Raw genomic sequence first — 17,320 nt, 5'->3', positions numbered from 1 at the left:
GCCTTGTCCTTCTTCAGGATTAACTGCTGGATTTGTTTATTGAGCTCAAATTGATTCATTACACCATGGATTGGGTTTCTAGTAATCCATTTTTACCCACTACTTTTATGATATAAGAATATGCCTCCTTGCTTCGTCCTTTTACGCGATCCAATACTTGTTCTACGGTTCCCGTTCCAGGCTTGAAAAAGTAACCTTGATTGTATCGAACCAATGCTTTATCGAGCCTCAATACACCTTGCTCATAGTGTTGATCTATGAGAATACCTATAAGCATAGCACCCAACAAAATGTTGAGTTCTGGCTTTTGTAAATCAGCACGGGTCATGACATTTCCCGTGTAATTATTCTCCTTAATCTTATGAGACAGGTATTGCTGTTTCAACGGGCCGTTAACCCTTGCTCCTAAATGCTTTTTCAACAGCTCAATTTCAGGCGCTGTTAACCTTTTGGACTTGTTTTCCAAATGGATGACATCATTTCCAGTTTGTGGCTTTAATTGCATCAAACCCACTGCACCTGCCGAGCTTACAATACTAGGATTGCCAGCACTTTCAGTGAAAATGATAGATAGGATTATTGCTCCAGGGACATTGGTTAATGTCTCAGCGAGTTTAATTTCGTTATAATACTTTTTACCAATGGTTTCCATTTTTGTTTTATTCTGCGGCAATGCGGCAACAGGATAAAATGTGCGTGGAGTCATTGGTATTGGAACTGCTAACTCTGCCATACTTATGCTTTATAAAATGTAATCGTTCTCTGCGCTTTTTGAGCTGGAGTGATGGTGGGATTATCGTCTGTATTTTTCGAGCTTTTCTTGAGCAGTGCCAACAAGGCTAAAGCTGCTGCGCCAAATATTATCTTGTTCATTGTTTTTGGATTTGAATGATATTACTGTATTTAATAGTGGAATTAGGATTTGAAACACTTACTCTTTGCTGAAGCTTTCTAGGGGAGAATATCCAAAGCCAGGGCTTGATTCTTTCGCCTTTGAAAACAACCTGTGTGAGCGTATCCGTATTAAAAATGCTTAATTGCTGCGTTTTGTCATTGCCGATTCCACTGATTTGATACCATTGATCCTTGTATGAAAATACTTTTACCCTGACCGTATCATGAACGATGCTATCTCTTAGTACTGTAATGATATTTTTCTGTGTTTCAATCACCGTACTACTTACCTGAGTTGCCCTGTTTAATTTGATTCCCATATCAGTGACCGTTTTGGCCTGAAAAGGAAAAAGTTCTTTCAACTCACCAGTTCGCACAAGCAACACATCGGTTTGAGCAGCGAGCTTTCCGTTTTGTGTTTGTATATATTTTACTGATGCGGTCAAAGCTTCCATATTGTTTGCCAGTCGAGCATTATCCTGCTTCAAACTTTGATTACTTCTCCATAACAGTATGACTGCGCCTATTAAAAGTAGCAGGAACACTATTTTTTGAAGTTGTTTGTTTGCGAGTATTTTTATGAGTGTATTCATCTTTTGAGGGTCTAGTGGTTTGCGACCAGATATAGGCCGATAAAATGGTCATGATTCCTGCAATGCTAGCCGTAGCAACACCTTCCATTTTGGAATAAATAGAAAGCAGTGTGACTACAGATAAAAATGCAGCAGCATAGAGCGTAAGTTTTAAACGAGTTTGTGAGTTCATGTTTTATTGTTAGATATAAGTTTTTTCCAGATTGGGATCGATTAGGTTGTGAACCAGGTAGTTTTCAGCGAAATAAGTGTCTTGACTTTCCACATTGATGTTAACTACATTCACCGTTTCATCGATGCGTTCAAAACTTGAAATTTCTTGCAATCCCAAGGTGTAATGGTAAATGCGGTCACCAACAACAAGCTCATTAGCTCGTTTGAAAGCATAAACACCATCACGAAGTGCAAGCAATGGATGCTCGAACGTGATTTTGAGTTCCTGATTGATCAGGAAATAATATCCGTATTGTGCTTTTTGAATTCCCACAACAACGGAACTTTCTTCACTTGGTGTGAATGTATCAGTTGAGAATGTTTTCCATGCGTCTTCCTGCTCACTATCTAATCCAGTGATTGCAACAGTTTTTACAAAATCACCCAATTCAAGGTCTTCAATTTTTTTAGTTGATCCGTCTGGAAGCAGGATTAATGTTCCATAAATCAAACATCCACCGCCACCGCCGCCACCACCTGTTCCAGGGTCGATTGTTCCACCGCCAGAGGTAGTTGTGGAAGAACAGCCATCCAAACAAGCATTTACCCAAGTACTATTTTTTAAAACTTGCAGTGTCAAAAGCCTGGTATCTGGGCTTACACCCATTCTGTAATCGTTTTCTTGCGGCTCTGAATCAGGATTGAGTACCCAATAAATAAAGCCACCAGAAAGAAAAGGATAATGACCCGTTGACCCATTTCCTGCGCCAACACCGCCCAAAAATTCTTTTCGAGCTGGGATGCGTTGAAATGAATTCAGGTCAACAACTCCTTCTACTTGTTTGGATGCTATTTTTTCCATTAGTTAGTTGATTTTATGATTAATAAGTGTAGTTCACAACAATGTCGTCTGCTGGCTCTGTTGCGTAAGGAACGGTAAATGTTACATTCCTCGAACCACCTGTATTGCTTGTAGTTTTTACACGTACACCGTTAAAGAATACATGAATGTTAAAACCAGCTTTAGGGGTTTGTGTTAAGGTTACAGAAACAGCCGTATTTGCAGCACCTGTAAGGGCTGTAAACGTTTCAAGTGTTTCGGTAAAAGCATCTTCTTTTGCATTGGCCGTACTTTGTGCCGTAGCCGCAGCGGTAGCAGCGTTGTTTGCGGTTGTTTGCGCAGTGGAAGCAGCAGTTGAAGCACTATTGGCAGTACTTTGAGCTGAACTAGCAGCGGTTGATGCACTATTAGCCGTTGATTGTGCCGTAGCTGCATTGGCCAGCGCTGAATCAGCCGTTGATTTAATGGTATCAAGGTTCACGTTTGCCGCAACCGTGATTTTATCCAACTTGCCTTTGTAGGTTCCGTTGAATGCAAACGTATCAGCGTTACTCTCGTATGAAGCCTTTACCGCAGCTGCTGTTAGGGCATTGGTAAACAAGTCTTCATCTGCAATCTTTTTGAAAGTTGAGGTAGATCCTGTTCCTGTAGTTACCGCCGTAACAATGTATAAAGCCCACTTGGTATCTCCATCATCGTTTACAAATACACGGTCTGTAACTTTTAGTCCAGTCAATGCATTCTTTGCAGTATTGTCGGCCACGTTGAATGCATTTTTTGCACCAACCACCAAAGCATCAACCTCTGTTTTAGAGTACAATGAAAGGTTTGTCCTTGCTGTTCCTGCATTTACATCCGATAAGTTGTTGGCTACTTTTACTACTTGAGCATCCAATGCTCTTGTTGCTAGGTCTGCCGATAAACCTTCAATCTGTTTGATTTTAATAAATTCGCTCATGTTTTATTGTTTTTTAGTTGTTTACTAGGGTTAAATATTTGATGTAGACATGGTCTGTAGGTTCTAAATTGAATCCTCCATGCCAGTTGAGTGTGCCCGAGGAAATATCAAAAGCACTGTTAATTCCGTAATCGTAAATGGCTCCGTTCACAGCAAGGAAAAGTCCTTCTGGATCAGTTGTGTTTAGACTTACTGAAAACGTATCCTGGCCACTTACCCCAACAGTTAGGGGTAATTTTTGCCAATCGGCTCTCCAAACGGTGCTATCCGTTGAACCGCCTCCGCCGCCAAGGTCGCCCTGCACATTACTTATTCGATAGCTTTCACCATGAATGATGATTTCATTGTTAATCGGATCTCCCAAAAGTTCTAGGATTTCGCGGACGGAGAAATTCTTTTGTTCTCCAGTTCTGACTTGTGTGAGTGTGAATGCCATTATTTTTTCTTTATCCAATTTTTATAAATGTATCTGCCTGTCAAAAAGATTATTGCTGCTCCTGCGAGGGAGAATCCCCCTTTGACAAGTAGATTTTTTTTTTAGCTATCTCAAGTATGCTTTCATAATTCGAAATCAATCCTCGCATGTACGCATTTCTATTGTCGCCATTTTTTTCTGAGATGTATGGACTGTGTGAAATCTTGTCAGCATACTTTTTGTAGTCCATTGCAACGGCATGAGCTGATTTGTAATTAGCTGAAATCAACCGAGCAAAATCATAAAAACTATCCTGTACACTTGAGTAGGTTCTAAACTTTAATTTGTACTGATTTTGAGCTTGATAAACACCGCCTTTCCAAAACTCATTTGGTTTTCCACCTGCGGTGATCCCAAAAAAGTTATTGTAATTTTTAGATAGCCCAGATGTTCCCCAGGCACTTTCAAATGAGCCCTGCGCAAGAATAACTAAAGGATCCATCTTGAAACGGTCTCCAGCTTTCTTGGCATACTCATAATTGTTGATTACGTATTGTTCGGTTTTTAAACTCATGATTGCTCTTGTAAATGAATGTACCTTTTGTCAACCCATCTAAGGGTGTTGTCTACTGTTTGAAATTGCAAATACTCACCACTGCCAGTATTCATACTCATGATGAGTTTACCCAGGACTGTATTCGGCCCAGCATGTGCAATGGGGATCAATCGTTCGTTAAGCACAGGTGTGTTCATCCTGGTCAATAAGCGCGGCATTGGAATGCCTTTTAGGGTAAAAAAGTCTGGAGGCTTTTTCCATCCAGTTAATTTCTTTGTACCTGGATAAGCGTCAAACATATTCTTGTAATAGGTGAAAATATCTACGTAAGATGAGGAGCTTGAAACCCAGAAGTTGACACGTTTTTTATTTTTGTTTTTATAAGCAGAAGGAGCGTTTACCGCATTAATGACGTAGGCAACCTCAATGAATTTGACATTGTTTACTTCATCGAATTGCTGCCTACCTGTGGCATACCCTAGAAATTCACCAGCATAAGCTTGGCGAAGAATATTTTGATCTGAAAACACTTCGTAAAAAGCCCCGTGATTGCTTGCATCTGGTGAGCTTCGAAGTGAAACTGGTTTTTTCGCCACAATTAATTGATTGGCTTTTGCAAACTGAACAGGCGGTGCTCCACCATGTGAAGTATCTTTATTAGAATTAGAACTTATGATGGTCAGGAATTTCTGATACTCACTCGTTGATAATTCATTTTGAATGTTGTCAAGTAAATTGTCTTGGTAGAGATTTTTATATGCTTTTTGAACACTGTCCAAATTTGTAATTGTTTTGGCTGTGTCCATAACAGTACTGGTATTAGTCGTATCCATACTCATCATCCATGAAACTCCTGAAGGATTCATCGCTGATCTCAGTGCCATTGCTTGGCGCACTTCTGGACTATCGTCTGCTTTGTTTTGAGCATCAGATTTATTCAAAGACGCAATAATGTTTTTACCCAAACGATACGTTAAGTAAATACCACCAACAATCAAGGCTCCATTTATGAGCTTGGATTGATTGTTTTCGACCACTTGAATAATTTTCTCTTTTGTGGATGCCATAATGGTTTTATTAAATCATGCTTTTGATTTTAAGCTTCACAAGTGGCAGCTCTATCTTTTTTGAAATACTCACTAACTCTTGCGCTTTGAAATTATTAGCAATGGTTTGAAGTGCCTTTTGTACATGCCTAGCTTCTAGGTCAGTAGATACTTTTACTTGTATTAATACATCTTGTTGTGCCATGTCTATGTCGGATTATTTATGGGTTGTGTTTGAGTGATAAATTGTAAAATGCGTTGAAGATTCCCTCTGTCTTTTTCAATTTCTGAAAGCATCAAGTACAAGGTTCCAAGCTCCTGATCGTTCATTGTTTTACAAAATGCCAAGATCATTTCAAGGATAGTATCTCGTTGTGAATCTTTCGGTTCCTGTTCTGCATTTTTACCTTGCTCAACAGACTTAGCATCTTGTTCTGTTCCTGCCAAAAAGTTCATCGCAGCACCCATCGGAGAGTTACTTAAAAACTTCGCTAGTCCAGGCAAGGCCATCCCAATGATGTTTGAATAATATTCAACCTGCTTTTTTGCATCCAGGGTATTTTGCATATCCTGCATTTGAAATTCAAGCTCTTCGTTTTCTGTCTGCAATCGTTGAAGTTCACTGCTCATGCGCTCCAATTCCTTGGAACGTTCCATTTCAGAGAACTTTCGCTGCACTAAATCGTTCACTTCCGCTTCGCCCAATCCAGAATAACCCGAAAGAGAACGTGGGATCTCATCGTCTACATCTGTCCATTCAAATGTCTTTGCCCAAATCAAACTGCCCGAATCCTGGTCTTTAAATTCAACTTTAACCTTATCTGGATTTTCAGATTTATCATAACTCCGTACCAGGTGTGAAAAGTTTGCTACATCTGCCTGATCAATGCTATTGAGCTTCTTACCGTTTCGGTAGAAAACAGCATTAAACACCACATTGCTGTGTCCCTGTTTGGGAAAGGTTTGAATCATTTTCTGACTCACCTGTATGACATGATATATCTTTTTCTTACTCATTACTCCTTGACGATTTGGATGAATTCTACATTGGGAAACTCTTTGGTATCTGCTGGCAATTCAATGACCACTAAGCCGCTAAACTCTTCAAGTCCTTCGAGTCCGTTTTGACTGGTTAGTACCTCTAAGCTATTGGTGTCCGAAATAATCCGTGTACCAATGGGCAGCGCAAACGCATTGGTGAGCAATAAATACTCATTGTATGCCTCAATTTCATATCTCAGCTTGCCTGGCTTTGTTACCACGTTTTTAAAACGCTGTAACTCAATTCCAATGGTTCGCTGTTTGAACTGTTGGTGAATGTGAATTAAGTGATCGAACATAATTGGTCTGGATTTAATTCTTCACTGATTAGTTCTTGATCATCCTCCTGTTCTTCACATTCACATTCATCGGCTGGCAAGGGAGATTTTTGCACCCATTCAACAGGATCTTTTTTTATGGATTTATCCTGAATAATTGGGCTACTTAAACGCTCCGTGCAACGCAGATAAAGGCTCACGATGTAAGGCGCAAATACATTTGATTTCATAGTGTCAACATATACACCCACCACTAATTGACCCCGCAGCAGCGCAACATCCAATGTTTGGTATTCATGCGATACTTCAGGTTCATAAAATGCTTGAGCTGAAACAGGCACTACAATTGCTTCTTCCTTCAAACTATTAAACGAGGCGGCAAACCACCCAATTTCTGGGATGTACAAATCCGTTTGCACCCCTCGAACATGTACAGCTTTAAAACCTGTGCAGCGTTTTAGGTTGCTTGGTATTTTGTGTTGAAACCGAACAATTTGTCCTGGTCTGTCCACTTGAAGGCGAATGATGTTGTAGCGTATTGCGGCCATGGGATTTATTTTTCATTGGTGAGCCACAAATAAATTTTCACTTCATAAGGATAGCCGTAGGTGCTAAAACCAGTTTCCGCATTTGCAGCTAAACTAGCAACAGCAACTTGAGCTTGTCCGTCTGTAAAACGACCCTCAACGGTACTTCCAGCAGCGTCCAGGTGCTCCTCAAAAAAGAAATACTTCTGATTGGGAGCAACCTGGTTGCCACTAGTAAGCAGTTTCACCTCATGCACATCTTCAAAAATGTCCTGATTATTCACTTTCAGACCCAACAAGCATCCAGGAACAAGGCGTTCTTCAGGAATAGAAACATAAATGCCTCTGATTCTTGCGTATTGCTTGTCGGTTTGTGCATTGATTCGAAGGCTGTCTCCAGGCTTGGTGACAGTCACTCGAATTTGCTGAAACTTGTGGTTTTTCATGGTGAATTGGATTTATCGTTTACGCTTTAATTACTGCTGTTCCGCGAAGGATCGCCTTCAAATAAGAGTTTTGTGGAGCGTTAGCAGACCACTCAATGTTCAACTCAATGGATTGTTGGTCACGGATAATTTTTGGATTATCCAAGATCCACAAACCTTTAAATGTATCTTTTCCCGTAGTTTGAAACACCTCACAAGATGTGTTTGGTACCAATACAGTTCCATTGGCTTTGAATTCAAATTCACCATTGCGCATGTAATCTGGAACCACATCGTAGTTTACTGATCCAGGGGAGTCGTTGTTGTCTCCAACACCGCCTAACAACTGTAATCCATACAACAAGAAGTAGTTTCCTTTCTCCAACTTTCCGCTAGAGATGTTGCTCGATCCAACAACCTTGTTGTCGTCATCTTTGAACATTTTGATGACTTTTGAGCCACTGATAGTTTTCACCACGTAATAAGCGGTATCAACGGCTTGCAACGATTGATTTGCCAATCCAACTTGGATTTCCTTTGGCAACATTGAGATGCGCTTTTCAAACTCTGCGCGAGAGCGTGAGCCTGTTGCATTGGTTGCAACACGCGTTTGGTTCTGCATTTTGCGGAACAGTTTTTTCTTGTCATTAGGGCCACTAAGGTCAAGGGCTTGCAAAAAGTCATCTTCTGACATTGCACCTAGTAAGTTGTACTCACTGTTTTCGATTTGTCCGAGCGTTAACATATTTCTGATTTTTTAATTGTTTATGAATAATTATTTAGGTTAGATGATTTCGATGTAGGCCAAATCCTCTTCTGAAACACCTTCCACCATTGCTGAATGAGAGGAGAATTCTTCAGGATTGTAAGAGGTTGGAGAAGACAAAGCTGGTAGATCAGGATTGTAGCGTTCTACTGACAAGTTCATGGGTTCGCGATACACGGTTGGTTCTCCCAACCCGTCTATGCCATTGAAGCTAAAGTCAGAAAGTCCAGCCAATAAGTCCTTTTTCAAGAATACTTTTACACCAGAGAGTAAACCCGATGCGCCAACACCCGTTGCCAACATTTTCATGTTTGGGTCTTTTAGCATTAAGTTTCCAGCAGTACCAACACCCAAAAGGACAATTGGTCGAGCAAGTGCTTTGGCATTAAATCCAGTTGCTGTTGCATCTACATTCAATACTTTGTCAATCATTTTTCCGCCCAACGAGCCGATAACAACACCGCCAGTGAGCATAGCCAAGGTTTTGATTTCTCCCATCACAGCTTGGCTACTGATTTTGGTTTTTTTGGTTTGAGTTGCCATGGTTTGCGTATTTATTGATTAAAATAGTTTTACAGGGGTAATATTTTTTTTACTTCTCCCTTTTACAGTGCGGCTTGAAGTCGTTGTTTTTTTAGGAAGCGTTTTTCTAGTCGTGGTTGCTGGTTTTCGTTTGGTGCGATAACCAGATAAGCCCGTTGCCTTTTTCTTTGGCTTTACCAATTGATAAATTCCAAAGGCAAGTAAACCACCGCCGATTACAGCAGGTACAGGATTGGTTTTAATGAAGTTCATAATACCACCTCCGCTAGCTTTTGGTGTAACAGAGGGATCATTAGTTGTTGTGGCAGGAGCCAACGATGTTTCAGGTTGAGTAGTTAAAGCCATTTTTTCTATTGCATTTGGATCAGTTTCTTGGAATTCAGCAGCCGCTTGAGCAGCTCCTGGATCAGCGTTAACCTCATTGGTTAACGAATTCATATCTACGTTTTCATCCTTTCCGATGAGTCCAGATTCTTTTAATATTTTTATGGTAGCAATGATCACGGGAGCGGCAGCAGCAATCACCGTTGCGGAGGCTGGATCACCTAAATAACCCGACATTTGTTCTTCTACATAACCACTAAGATTTCCTGCACGTCCTTTTAGTATTGCATTTTTTAAAGCCACTCGGCTTCCTTGTAGTTTGTCAGCAAATAGCTTTTCAACCTTCACCAAGGCATCTTTACTTTTTTGCCAAGTGGTAGCAGAAACATTCTTTGCAGCAGCCTGTTGCTGTGTTCCGTAAGCCCATTTGAGCTTGGAAGCCATTTTGCCCAGGTTTAATTTCATGGCAAGCAGAAATCCTCCGCGAGCTGCAATAGAAAGTGGATTGAATTTTACAACTGCTTTTACAGCAACTTTTGCGGCTTGACCCACTTTTTGACCAACGGTTTTTACTGTCTTTTTTACATTGGTAAAAAATCCTTTTACGTTGATTCCACTTAAGGCTAAATCATCTGGATCGTAGTCTAGTCCATTCATGGCATTTACGCCATTCTGCAAATTCAATTGCGCTTCGTTCTTGGCGAGTATATCTAGTGCCTCATTGCGCTTATCGGTGTACCAATATTGAATGGCATAGTCTAGCATTTTAATCAATGCCTGGGGGTCATCCACTGTTGAAACCAAACTTGGATTCTGGGCTACAGCATTGCGTGTTGCGACTAAATTTTGATAAAGTTTATCTAAGTCTGATTGATTGGTTGTGGCTCCCAGGCCAATGCCTGAAAGAGAAGTTGCCATCACTGCCTCATAGTGGTCATTTCCTGAAATGCCACTAAGTACAGCTACATTTATGCCTTTTAGATTCATAGTGTAATCCATTTTATCGGTGTATTTTTTTTCATAATTGAATTCAGAAACCACAGCATCAATCACACAATAGTTATTGGCTCCAGCTATTGGGACAATCACATATACATGTTGCCATGAATCCTGGCTATATTTTGTAATCCGAAAGCTGTGAGGGATTTTTAAATTGGTGAGAATACTTGAAGTAAAAATGCTCATGCAATCACAGTCAACACCCGTAGCTCTCTCGGCCCATGATCTTGCTGGTCTTCTGAGTTGTTCTAGTCCACGTTGATCCAGTTTGTATTGAATAAAGTTGTGGATGAACTCCCAGATAGCTTGACAGGTCTCATGGGTGGAAGGCCGCATGAGTAATGGAGCGATTCGCTTGGTATCGTCAAGGTATTTCCAAACGACTTTCTCCATTAACTCAACAGTATCCGTTACTTCTCCATCCTTGATAATGACACGGTCTCGCTCATCAGGTGGTGGGAAATACGTATTGTAGCGGCTTCCATCCTTGATGGCACGATAACCACTTGTAATAGTTTTGCTTGGTATATGTGCGAGTGCCCTCATTAGATAATTTTGCTAGGTTCTGATTCATAAAAGAGCCCATTTACATAGGTAGTAAAGGACATTTCAATAGGAATACCGAGTTGATCAATCAAGTTCTTTTTATTCCCTGATTTAAAAGCAGTAATCACTGCTGGAACTTTTGAAACAATGTTGGAAATAAGCCCCGAAAGGGTCATCCAATTAATTTGAAGTTCAATGGTGTCAATTTGAGTAACACCGAGCGGTTTGATAATAATTTCCTTGTTTTCCGCATTGGATTGGGACAACAATTTCCCTTTACTTTTTACGCTTACAACGGGTTTCGTAATTTTTACAGAATCCTTTGAAGGGTTGTTGATTGCTACTTCGGTGCGAAATGATAATCCTCCTAAATTGACAGCATGAACACGTGGATTCACCATGGTAATATTGGTTTGATCACCTACGTTTTGCATTTTCAGTAACCTGATAATACCATAAACAGCAACGGCTCCAAGTGTTATGCCAACCAATTTATTCATTGTCGTCAGCAGATTTTTCGTTAAAGAATTGATTGAGTTTGCGAGAAGCAGCGTCCAGTAGTTTCTTAACCACGTAGCCAGCAACGGCAGACGCCGCGGCATAAATTATAACCGTAGTTAAACCAGGAAGGGTAATAGCCAGTAATAAAGGCTTAGCGGAAATCGCCTTGCCAACGCCACCGACAACACCTGAAACGGTGGTAAATAATGCAGTATGTGTGTGATGTTGCATGAAGTCTTGTATCGATTAGGATACAAACTTCTAAAATGAAAAACTGTATATAAGTCCTTTAAGGGTGTGTAAAGGTGTTTGTAAATATATGAGGGTTAAATGTTATTTTTGATAACTATTAATTTTTGAATTTTTAAGTGAAATATAAATATTAACTGCATTTAAATGAACTGGAAGATTTTTGGTGTAAAATACGATAAACAAGAGACCTGGGCATTTGAACAAATGTCCTATTTGCTCTTTTGTGCTGAGTTCAAAAGTAGAATTGGACTATTTCGATACAAAAATCAAACTGGAATTGAGACGGAACCAATTGAAAAAGATGGAAAATTCATTGGATTTCAATCTAAATACTACACGACATTAATCGCTGACAATAAAGATGATATTATCGATTCAATCCAAAAAGCAAAATCCAAAAACAAGCAATTAGACGAACTGCATCTTTACATTAATCAAGAACTTTCTGAAAGCACCAATAAAAGCAAAAAGAAACCGCAATATCAATTAGATATTGAGAAAGCCGCAAAGTCAGTAGGGATTAATATTCAATGGCGAGTTCCAAGTCATTTTGAACTACAATTATCTTTACCTGAAAACAAATACATCAATGATATTTATTTCAGCCTTGACCCAAATGAAGGAGATTTGCTCGATGAAATATCTAAACACAACGAAAATATTTTACAAGCGATTCAAACAGAAATATCATTTGGAGACAAACATATAAAAATTGACCGCAGTTCTGTTGTTGAAGCAATTGCAAACACTTCTCAAAATAAAAAAAACATAATTATTTCAGGTGAAGGTGGTTGCGGTAAAACCGCAATTTTCAAGGAGTATTATAATTCTTATTTTAAAAAAATACCAATTTGTGTTTTTAAAGCAAATGAATTTAATGTAAACCACATTAACGACATATTTCACTTTGACCACAAATTTACATTTGCACAGTTTCTCAATGCCTACAATGATGAACCTCTTAAAATATTTGTAATTGATTCCGCAGAAAAACTCGCAGAATTTTCTAACAACGATATTCTCACTAAACTAATACAAAAGTTAAATGAGAACGCTTGGAATATCATCTTTACAACTCGCTACGCTTATCTTAATGATTTAACTTTTCACATCAAAGAGAATTATCAATTACCATTTGACGTGATTGACGTTTCTTTGATTGGTGCTGATGAATTAAAATCAATAGCTGATGAATTCAAATTTTCACTTCCCGACAATCAAAAATTCTTAGAACGACTTAGAAATTTATTTTATCTAAGAGAGTACGTTCAACAATATTCAAACATTGACAAGCAAGGAAACTATAATGGATTTATTGATTTGCTTTGGAAAAAGAGAATACAAAATACTGTTCAAAAAGACAACCTACATCTTGAAAGAGAAAGGTGTATTATCAGCATTGCTAAACAAAGATGTGAAACAGGACGATTTTATATCAATATTGATAGTTTGCCACAATCAGCATTGTTTCAATTAAAGCAAGACGAAATACTTGGATATGATGACACACACAATGGACATTTCATTACTCATGACATTTATGAAGAATGGACGTTGGGCAAAATAGTTTCCCGAAGTTTTTCAAATCATTCAAACATAAAAGAATTTTTTGACGACTTAGGAAATTCATTACCTATTCGCAGAGCTTTTAGATTGTGGTTATCTGACCATTTATCTGAAAATAGTAAAGAAATAGAAACATTTATTCAAAGTGCTTTTACGAGCACTGACGTTAATCAATTTTGGAAAGACGAAATTTTAATTTCCGTTTTGCTTTCAGATTATTCAGAAATATTCTTTAAGTTTTTTGAGCAAGAAATCATTGCAGATGATTTTGAAATATTAAAGCGAATTTTGTTCCTATTAAGAATTGCTTGCACAGACGTTTCATCAGTTCAAAGTATAGAAATTATAAAGCCAAAAGGAAGAGGTTGGGAAGAAGTTATTGCTCTTATTTACAAACACAAATCTGACTTTTTCGACAATAACCTAAAACCTGTTTTACCTGTTTTAACTGATTGGTGCGAATTCAACAAAGAAGGTAATACTACACGGTATTCAGGTTTGTTGGCGTTGAGTATAATACAAAAGACTGAAATTGTAGAAAATTTCTTTATTCTAGATGGAGCTGAAGAAAACATTTTAAAAGTAATTTTAAATGCAGCCAACGAACTAAAAGAAGAACTAAATGAAATTTTTGAAAAAGTCATTGCTAATAAATGGGCAGATCATAGAGACCCCTATGAAGGACTTTGCTCGAAAATTCTAGAGAAGCCATATATAGCAATTGAACTATTAAAAACACTTCCATCACACGTAATTCAATTATGTAATTTATTTTGGCAAAAGCAACCGCAAAAACATGACAGATTTGGATATGATAGAGATTCAATGGAAAGCCGTTATGGTTTGACAGACAAACACAAACTCAATTATTTCCCTGCCAGTGCTAATCAAACACCAATAAAATGGCTATTAAAAATAGCTTTCCATGAAACACTAGATTTTATCATAGATTTCACAAATAGAGCTGTTAAATCTTATAGCCATTCTGATTATGGGAATGAGGACGTTGAGGTAATTACATTACATTTAAATGAAAAAGAAGTAAACCAATATCTGAGTTGGGCTATATGGGGAATGTATCGTGGAAATGGAAGCCCAGTTGTGCCATACCTTCTGCAATCAATGCACATGGCACTAGAAAAAGTTCTTTTGGAATTTGCTCAAATATTAAAATCAGAAATAATTCATGATATTCTTCTAAAAATTCTTATTAATTCCAAATCAGCTTCTCTTACTTCTATTGTTTGTAGTGTCGTGCTTGCAAATCCTGATAAATTTTATGATATAGCTACAATACTATTTGGAACAATTGAATTATTTCATTTAGACTCAATCAGAAGCACCAGTGAATTTCAAGCGAAATCTACATACTCAATTGGATATGGCCTAGATAAATTAAAAGACATTTTATACACAGATGAACGATTGAAGTCATGCGAGGATAAACATAGAAATTCAAATTTAGAATCATTGTTTTTAAATTATCAACTATTCGGGGTAAAAGGGTTTACAGAAGAACAAAACACTGAATTCATTGAAAAATTGTATAATATAACTGACCAACACAAGTCTAACACTTCAGTTAGTAAATCTTATGGAATCTTGTTGGCGAGAATGGATAGACGAAATCTAATACCTAAAGTATCAAAACATGACGACAATAATTTACTAATTGAATTTAGTCCCAAAGAGCTTTCTAATGAACATAGAAAGGAAAGTGAGCAAGCACATAGTCAACACGAAGAAATGTTCAAATATACATCGCTTAGATTATGGGCTGACTTCTTTAAAAGTGAGTGGGATCAAACAAAAACAGCAAAACATCAGGACTATGATAAGAATCCTATTTTAGCACTATCGGATACCAAACAACTTGTTGAAGAGTTAAAAACTGGACGAAACGGAATCGGAATGATTGACTATTCCATACCTGCGTTTTCATGTTCTAAATTATTAATTGAATTCAAAGACAAACTATCAAAAGCAGATACTGTTTTTTGCAAAGAAATAGTTCTTTCAACAATATCTAACCTTTTTGCTGATAATTACGACTATCAAATAAGTGACGGGGTTGAAGCCTCTTTTCATGCTATTCCAGTATTAGTAAATGAATATCCTGAAGAAGCTGAAAACTTGGTTACAGTAATGATTTTGGCACTTTTAGATGAAACACCAATTGGACATTACAAAAGAATATGTGACTACGTTATTGAATCAGTTCACAAATCAAAATTATGGGAACAAAATTCAAAAGTCGCACAATCAATTTTATTTGGATATGTAAAACTCAAACCTATATACAAAAATGTTGTTGAGGAAATAAGAAAAAAACAAGGTTGGGGACGAATTTCTAAAAGTTTGATTTTATCAGAATTAGAGAAAACAAATACTGATTTCAGTTTTGAAAATATTTCATTTGACATCAATGGGATTACTGAACTTGACATTTATGCTTTTGAAATAGTTCTTCAATTAATTCCTTCAGACACGAAAGATAAAATCCACCTAGATATTTATGCAGGTACTTTGCCATTATTGGCTTCACGGTTATTGAAAGATAGAAGAAGCTATAAAGAAGATACAGGAGATGACTCTAACATTTACGAATTACGCCAACATATTTTCAAAAATTTTGCTTATTTTATTTTACAAAGAGAAGAAAGCGAAATTGACGCATTCTTAAAACCATTTATAGATTCGTTTTCTTCAACAGAAGAGACAGCTGCATTTATTAGTGAATTAGTAAGTGCAGAAGATTACCTAAACAAGTATGAACAATTTTGGCACATTTGGAACATCCTATATCTTAAAATAAAAGAACTATGCAATTATCCTCGTGGCTACCACCTGAAAGAAATCATTATAAATTATTTCTTTGCATGGAGTTGGTGGCGTGAAGGCATTGAAGAATGGCGTAGCTTAAAAAAAGAAAATTTATATCTATATGCAAACGCTTCAAAAGAAATAGGCAACATTCCAGCTGTATTATATTCTATTGTCAAAGTTTTAAATTCAATTGGAGCAAACTTTAAGGACGAAGGTGTTGAATGGATTTATACAATTGTGTCAAACAACAAATCGTTACACCTTGACGATTTAGAATCAAACACTTTATACTACCTAGAGAAGTTTTTAAGAAAATATGTTTTCGTTTACAGACAAAAAATAAAAGAAGAAATAAAATTGAAAAACAAAATAATTCCAATACTTGACTTTATGATTGAACGAGGTTCTATTCATGGTTATTTATTGCGAGAAAGTCTTTTGTAATAGATCTAATCGTTACCTTTTATCAAGTCTAAAATTCCCTTGGAAATCTATTTTACGGCTCCCCAAATTCATCAACAATAACTTTCACATGTGCTGGTGTCAGTAATTTATGGCCTGGCTTATAACCATGGCTCTTAAGCATTGGTAAAACTGTATCGCTTAACTTGATCCATCTGCGCAATTGGGCACTAGCACTTTTCTTTGATATATTCGGAAAATAGAGCTGGGCAAGCTCGCCGTAACCGTATGATTTTATTCTAAATTTCTCTTCCATTTTCTAAACTGGTCTAATTGGGTATAAAAAAAGCCCTGGGGTTTCCAGGGCTTTAAGTTTAAAACGACATTGCTAATCGACTTCCTATCTTAGTGGATAGTCGCTCCATATCTTCACCTACTTTTTTATCTACGATTCGGGCATAGTGCTGGGTGCTTGTAATGTTTTTGTGTCCTAGCATTTTGCTTACGCTTTCAATTGGTACGCCGTTCATCATCGTCAGCGTAGTTGCAAACGTGTGGCGAGCGATGTGATAGGATAACTTTTTAGTGATGCCACAGAAATCTGCCAGCTCTTTGAGGTAGGCATTCATCTTTTGATTGCTTAAAATGGGCAATACGAGGTCTTCTGCTTCAAGCAAATCCAATTGAACGTACTTGTGGATGATTTGCATTGGAACGTCTAATAAAGGCACGTTTGCGCGTCCACCAGTTTTTTGCCTTTTGGTTTTAATCCAATAGCCAGCTTCATTCCGTTCAATCTCACACCGTTTGAGTTTTTTCACATCTGCATAAGCCAAACCTGTAAAGCAAGAAAACACGAAAAAGTCCC

22 protein-coding genes are annotated in these 17,320 nt (G+C 37.8%); 1 reads left to right on the top strand and 21 read right to left on the bottom strand.

Annotated features, from left to right (window positions below; all coding sequences use genetic code 11):
* Positions 1 to 58 precede the first annotated feature (58 nt).
* From Q0L65_RS05005 to Q0L65_RS04915, 19 genes are all read right to left on the bottom strand, one after another.
* Complete coding sequence (locus tag Q0L65_RS05005) at positions 59 to 706, bottom strand: transglycosylase SLT domain-containing protein (protein WP_296684146.1); 648 nt, start codon at positions 704 to 706, stop codon at positions 59 to 61.
* Positions 707 to 735: 29 nt separating this feature from the next.
* Positions 736 to 873 carry a hypothetical protein gene (locus Q0L65_RS05000; RefSeq protein ID WP_296684145.1) on the bottom strand — a complete coding sequence of 46 codons (138 nt, stop codon included), beginning with the start codon at positions 871 to 873 and terminating at the stop codon, positions 736 to 738.
* Positions 870 to 1,382: a DUF6549 family protein gene (locus Q0L65_RS04995; RefSeq protein WP_296684143.1), complete on the bottom strand. Its 513-nt coding sequence runs from the start codon at positions 1,380 to 1,382 to the stop codon at positions 870 to 872. The genes Q0L65_RS05000 and Q0L65_RS04995 overlap by 4 nt, the downstream gene beginning before the upstream one ends.
* Before the next feature lie 7 nt (positions 1,383 to 1,389).
* Entirely contained in the window at positions 1,390 to 1,659 is a 270-nt protein-coding gene (locus tag Q0L65_RS04990; protein ID WP_296684141.1) for a hypothetical protein, read from the bottom strand.
* 9 nt (positions 1,660 to 1,668) lie between these two features.
* Positions 1,669 to 2,502, bottom strand: a complete 834-nt coding sequence (locus tag Q0L65_RS04985; RefSeq protein ID WP_296684140.1) for a Hint domain-containing protein — start codon at positions 2,500 to 2,502, stop codon at positions 1,669 to 1,671.
* A gap of 19 nt (positions 2,503 to 2,521) precedes the next feature.
* A complete protein-coding gene (locus Q0L65_RS04980; protein WP_296684138.1) occupies positions 2,522 to 3,439 on the bottom strand; it encodes a hypothetical protein in 918 nt (305 codons plus the stop codon).
* 13 nt (positions 3,440 to 3,452) lie between these two features.
* Positions 3,453 to 3,875, bottom strand: a complete 423-nt coding sequence (locus Q0L65_RS04975; RefSeq protein ID WP_296684137.1) for a hypothetical protein — start codon at positions 3,873 to 3,875, stop codon at positions 3,453 to 3,455.
* A gap of 49 nt (positions 3,876 to 3,924) precedes the next feature.
* Positions 3,925 to 4,428, bottom strand: a complete 504-nt coding sequence (locus Q0L65_RS04970; RefSeq protein ID WP_296684135.1) for a glucosaminidase domain-containing protein — start codon at positions 4,426 to 4,428, stop codon at positions 3,925 to 3,927.
* On the bottom strand, positions 4,425 to 5,477 hold the full coding sequence (locus Q0L65_RS04965; RefSeq protein WP_296684133.1) for a hypothetical protein: 1,053 nt from the start codon (positions 5,475 to 5,477) through the stop codon (positions 4,425 to 4,427). Before Q0L65_RS04965 ends, Q0L65_RS04970 begins: the two co-directional genes overlap by 4 nt.
* A gap of 10 nt (positions 5,478 to 5,487) precedes the next feature.
* A complete protein-coding gene (locus Q0L65_RS04960; protein WP_296684132.1) occupies positions 5,488 to 5,661 on the bottom strand; it encodes a hypothetical protein in 174 nt (57 codons plus the stop codon).
* Between the two features lie 2 nt (positions 5,662 to 5,663).
* Positions 5,664 to 6,473, bottom strand: coding sequence for a hypothetical protein (locus Q0L65_RS04955; RefSeq protein WP_296684131.1), 810 nt, complete (start codon positions 6,471 to 6,473; stop codon positions 5,664 to 5,666).
* Positions 6,473 to 6,796: a hypothetical protein gene (locus Q0L65_RS04950; RefSeq protein ID WP_296684129.1), complete on the bottom strand. Its 324-nt coding sequence runs from the start codon at positions 6,794 to 6,796 to the stop codon at positions 6,473 to 6,475. Before Q0L65_RS04950 ends, Q0L65_RS04955 begins: the two co-directional genes overlap by 1 nt.
* A complete protein-coding gene (locus Q0L65_RS04945) occupies positions 6,781 to 7,323 on the bottom strand; it encodes a hypothetical protein (protein WP_296684127.1) in 543 nt (180 codons plus the stop codon). Before Q0L65_RS04945 ends, Q0L65_RS04950 begins: the two co-directional genes overlap by 16 nt.
* Before the next feature lie 5 nt (positions 7,324 to 7,328).
* Positions 7,329 to 7,748, bottom strand: a complete 420-nt coding sequence (locus tag Q0L65_RS04940) for a hypothetical protein (protein ID WP_296684126.1) — start codon at positions 7,746 to 7,748, stop codon at positions 7,329 to 7,331.
* Positions 7,749 to 7,767: 19 nt separating this feature from the next.
* Positions 7,768 to 8,349, bottom strand: a complete 582-nt coding sequence (locus Q0L65_RS04935; RefSeq protein WP_296682136.1) for a hypothetical protein — start codon at positions 8,347 to 8,349, stop codon at positions 7,768 to 7,770.
* A 162-nt stretch (positions 8,350 to 8,511) separates the two neighbouring features.
* Positions 8,512 to 9,036, bottom strand: coding sequence for a hypothetical protein (locus Q0L65_RS04930; protein WP_296682137.1), 525 nt, complete (start codon positions 9,034 to 9,036; stop codon positions 8,512 to 8,514).
* A gap of 18 nt (positions 9,037 to 9,054) precedes the next feature.
* Positions 9,055 to 10,905, bottom strand: a complete 1,851-nt coding sequence (locus Q0L65_RS04925; RefSeq protein WP_296684124.1) for a hypothetical protein — start codon at positions 10,903 to 10,905, stop codon at positions 9,055 to 9,057.
* Complete coding sequence (locus tag Q0L65_RS04920) at positions 10,905 to 11,405, bottom strand: hypothetical protein (protein ID WP_296684123.1); 501 nt, start codon at positions 11,403 to 11,405, stop codon at positions 10,905 to 10,907. The genes Q0L65_RS04925 and Q0L65_RS04920 overlap by 1 nt, the downstream gene beginning before the upstream one ends.
* On the bottom strand, positions 11,398 to 11,637 hold the full coding sequence (locus tag Q0L65_RS04915) for a hypothetical protein (protein WP_296684122.1): 240 nt from the start codon (positions 11,635 to 11,637) through the stop codon (positions 11,398 to 11,400). The genes Q0L65_RS04920 and Q0L65_RS04915 overlap by 8 nt, the downstream gene beginning before the upstream one ends.
* Before the next feature lie 165 nt (positions 11,638 to 11,802).
* Here Q0L65_RS04915 and avs4 point away from each other — a divergent pair, with 165 nt between their 5' ends.
* Positions 11,803 to 16,494 carry an AVAST type 4 anti-phage nuclease Avs4 gene (avs4, locus tag Q0L65_RS04910; protein ID WP_296684120.1) on the top strand — a complete coding sequence of 1,564 codons (4,692 nt, stop codon included), beginning with the start codon at positions 11,803 to 11,805 and terminating at the stop codon, positions 16,492 to 16,494.
* A gap of 52 nt (positions 16,495 to 16,546) precedes the next feature.
* Here the strand turns inward: avs4 and Q0L65_RS04905 are convergent, their stop codons facing one another.
* Complete coding sequence (locus tag Q0L65_RS04905) at positions 16,547 to 16,768, bottom strand: DUF4248 domain-containing protein (RefSeq protein ID WP_296684119.1); 222 nt, start codon at positions 16,766 to 16,768, stop codon at positions 16,547 to 16,549.
* A gap of 58 nt (positions 16,769 to 16,826) precedes the next feature.
* Positions 16,827 to 17,320, bottom strand: a 494-nt coding sequence (locus Q0L65_RS04900; protein ID WP_296684116.1) for a site-specific integrase, incomplete at its 5' end; no start/stop codon positions are given.

Source organism: Flavobacterium sp., assembly GCF_024642105.1.
GTDB lineage: Bacteria > Bacteroidota > Bacteroidia > Flavobacteriales > Flavobacteriaceae > Flavobacterium.
This window is presented reverse-complemented; position numbering and strand designations above follow the sequence as displayed.

Coding starts and splice junctions, on each gene's coding strand:
- Q0L65_RS04940 (WP_296684126.1), bottom strand. CDS start 7,748: ATGAAAAACCACAAGTTTCAGCAAATTCGAGTGACTGTCACCAAGCCT.
- Q0L65_RS04965 (WP_296684133.1), bottom strand. CDS start 5,477: ATGGCATCCACAAAAGAGAAAATTATTCAAGTGGTCGAAAACAATCAA.
- Q0L65_RS04915 (WP_296684122.1), bottom strand. CDS start 11,637: ATGCAACATCACACACATACTGCATTATTTACCACCGTTTCAGGTGTT.
- Q0L65_RS04935 (WP_296682136.1), bottom strand. CDS start 8,349: ATGCAGAACCAAACGCGTGTTGCAACCAATGCAACAGGCTCACGCTCT.
- Q0L65_RS04955 (WP_296684131.1), bottom strand. CDS start 6,473: ATGAGTAAGAAAAAGATATATCATGTCATACAGGTGAGTCAGAAAATG.
- Q0L65_RS04990 (WP_296684141.1), bottom strand. CDS start 1,659: ATGAACTCACAAACTCGTTTAAAACTTACGCTCTATGCTGCTGCATTT.
- Q0L65_RS05005 (WP_296684146.1), bottom strand. CDS start 706: ATGACTCCACGCACATTTTATCCTGTTGCCGCATTGCCGCAGAATAAA.
- Q0L65_RS04920 (WP_296684123.1), bottom strand. CDS start 11,405: ATGAATAAATTGGTTGGCATAACACTTGGAGCCGTTGCTGTTTATGGT.
- Q0L65_RS04945 (WP_296684127.1), bottom strand. CDS start 7,323: ATGGCCGCAATACGCTACAACATCATTCGCCTTCAAGTGGACAGACCA.
- Q0L65_RS04980 (WP_296684138.1), bottom strand. CDS start 3,439: ATGAGCGAATTTATTAAAATCAAACAGATTGAAGGTTTATCGGCAGAC.
- Q0L65_RS04975 (WP_296684137.1), bottom strand. CDS start 3,875: ATGGCATTCACACTCACACAAGTCAGAACTGGAGAACAAAAGAATTTC.
- Q0L65_RS04960 (WP_296684132.1), bottom strand. CDS start 5,661: ATGGCACAACAAGATGTATTAATACAAGTAAAAGTATCTACTGACCTA.
- Q0L65_RS05000 (WP_296684145.1), bottom strand. CDS start 873: ATGAACAAGATAATATTTGGCGCAGCAGCTTTAGCCTTGTTGGCACTG.
- Q0L65_RS04970 (WP_296684135.1), bottom strand. CDS start 4,428: ATGAGTTTAAAAACCGAACAATACGTAATCAACAATTATGAGTATGCC.
- Q0L65_RS04925 (WP_296684124.1), bottom strand. CDS start 10,905: ATGAGGGCACTCGCACATATACCAAGCAAAACTATTACAAGTGGTTAT.
- Q0L65_RS04905 (WP_296684119.1), bottom strand. CDS start 16,768: ATGGAAGAGAAATTTAGAATAAAATCATACGGTTACGGCGAGCTTGCC.
- Q0L65_RS04930 (WP_296682137.1), bottom strand. CDS start 9,036: ATGGCAACTCAAACCAAAAAAACCAAAATCAGTAGCCAAGCTGTGATG.
- Q0L65_RS04950 (WP_296684129.1), bottom strand. CDS start 6,796: ATGTTCGATCACTTAATTCACATTCACCAACAGTTCAAACAGCGAACC.
- Q0L65_RS04985 (WP_296684140.1), bottom strand. CDS start 2,502: ATGGAAAAAATAGCATCCAAACAAGTAGAAGGAGTTGTTGACCTGAAT.
- avs4 (WP_296684120.1), top strand. CDS start 11,803: ATGAACTGGAAGATTTTTGGTGTAAAATACGATAAACAAGAGACCTGG.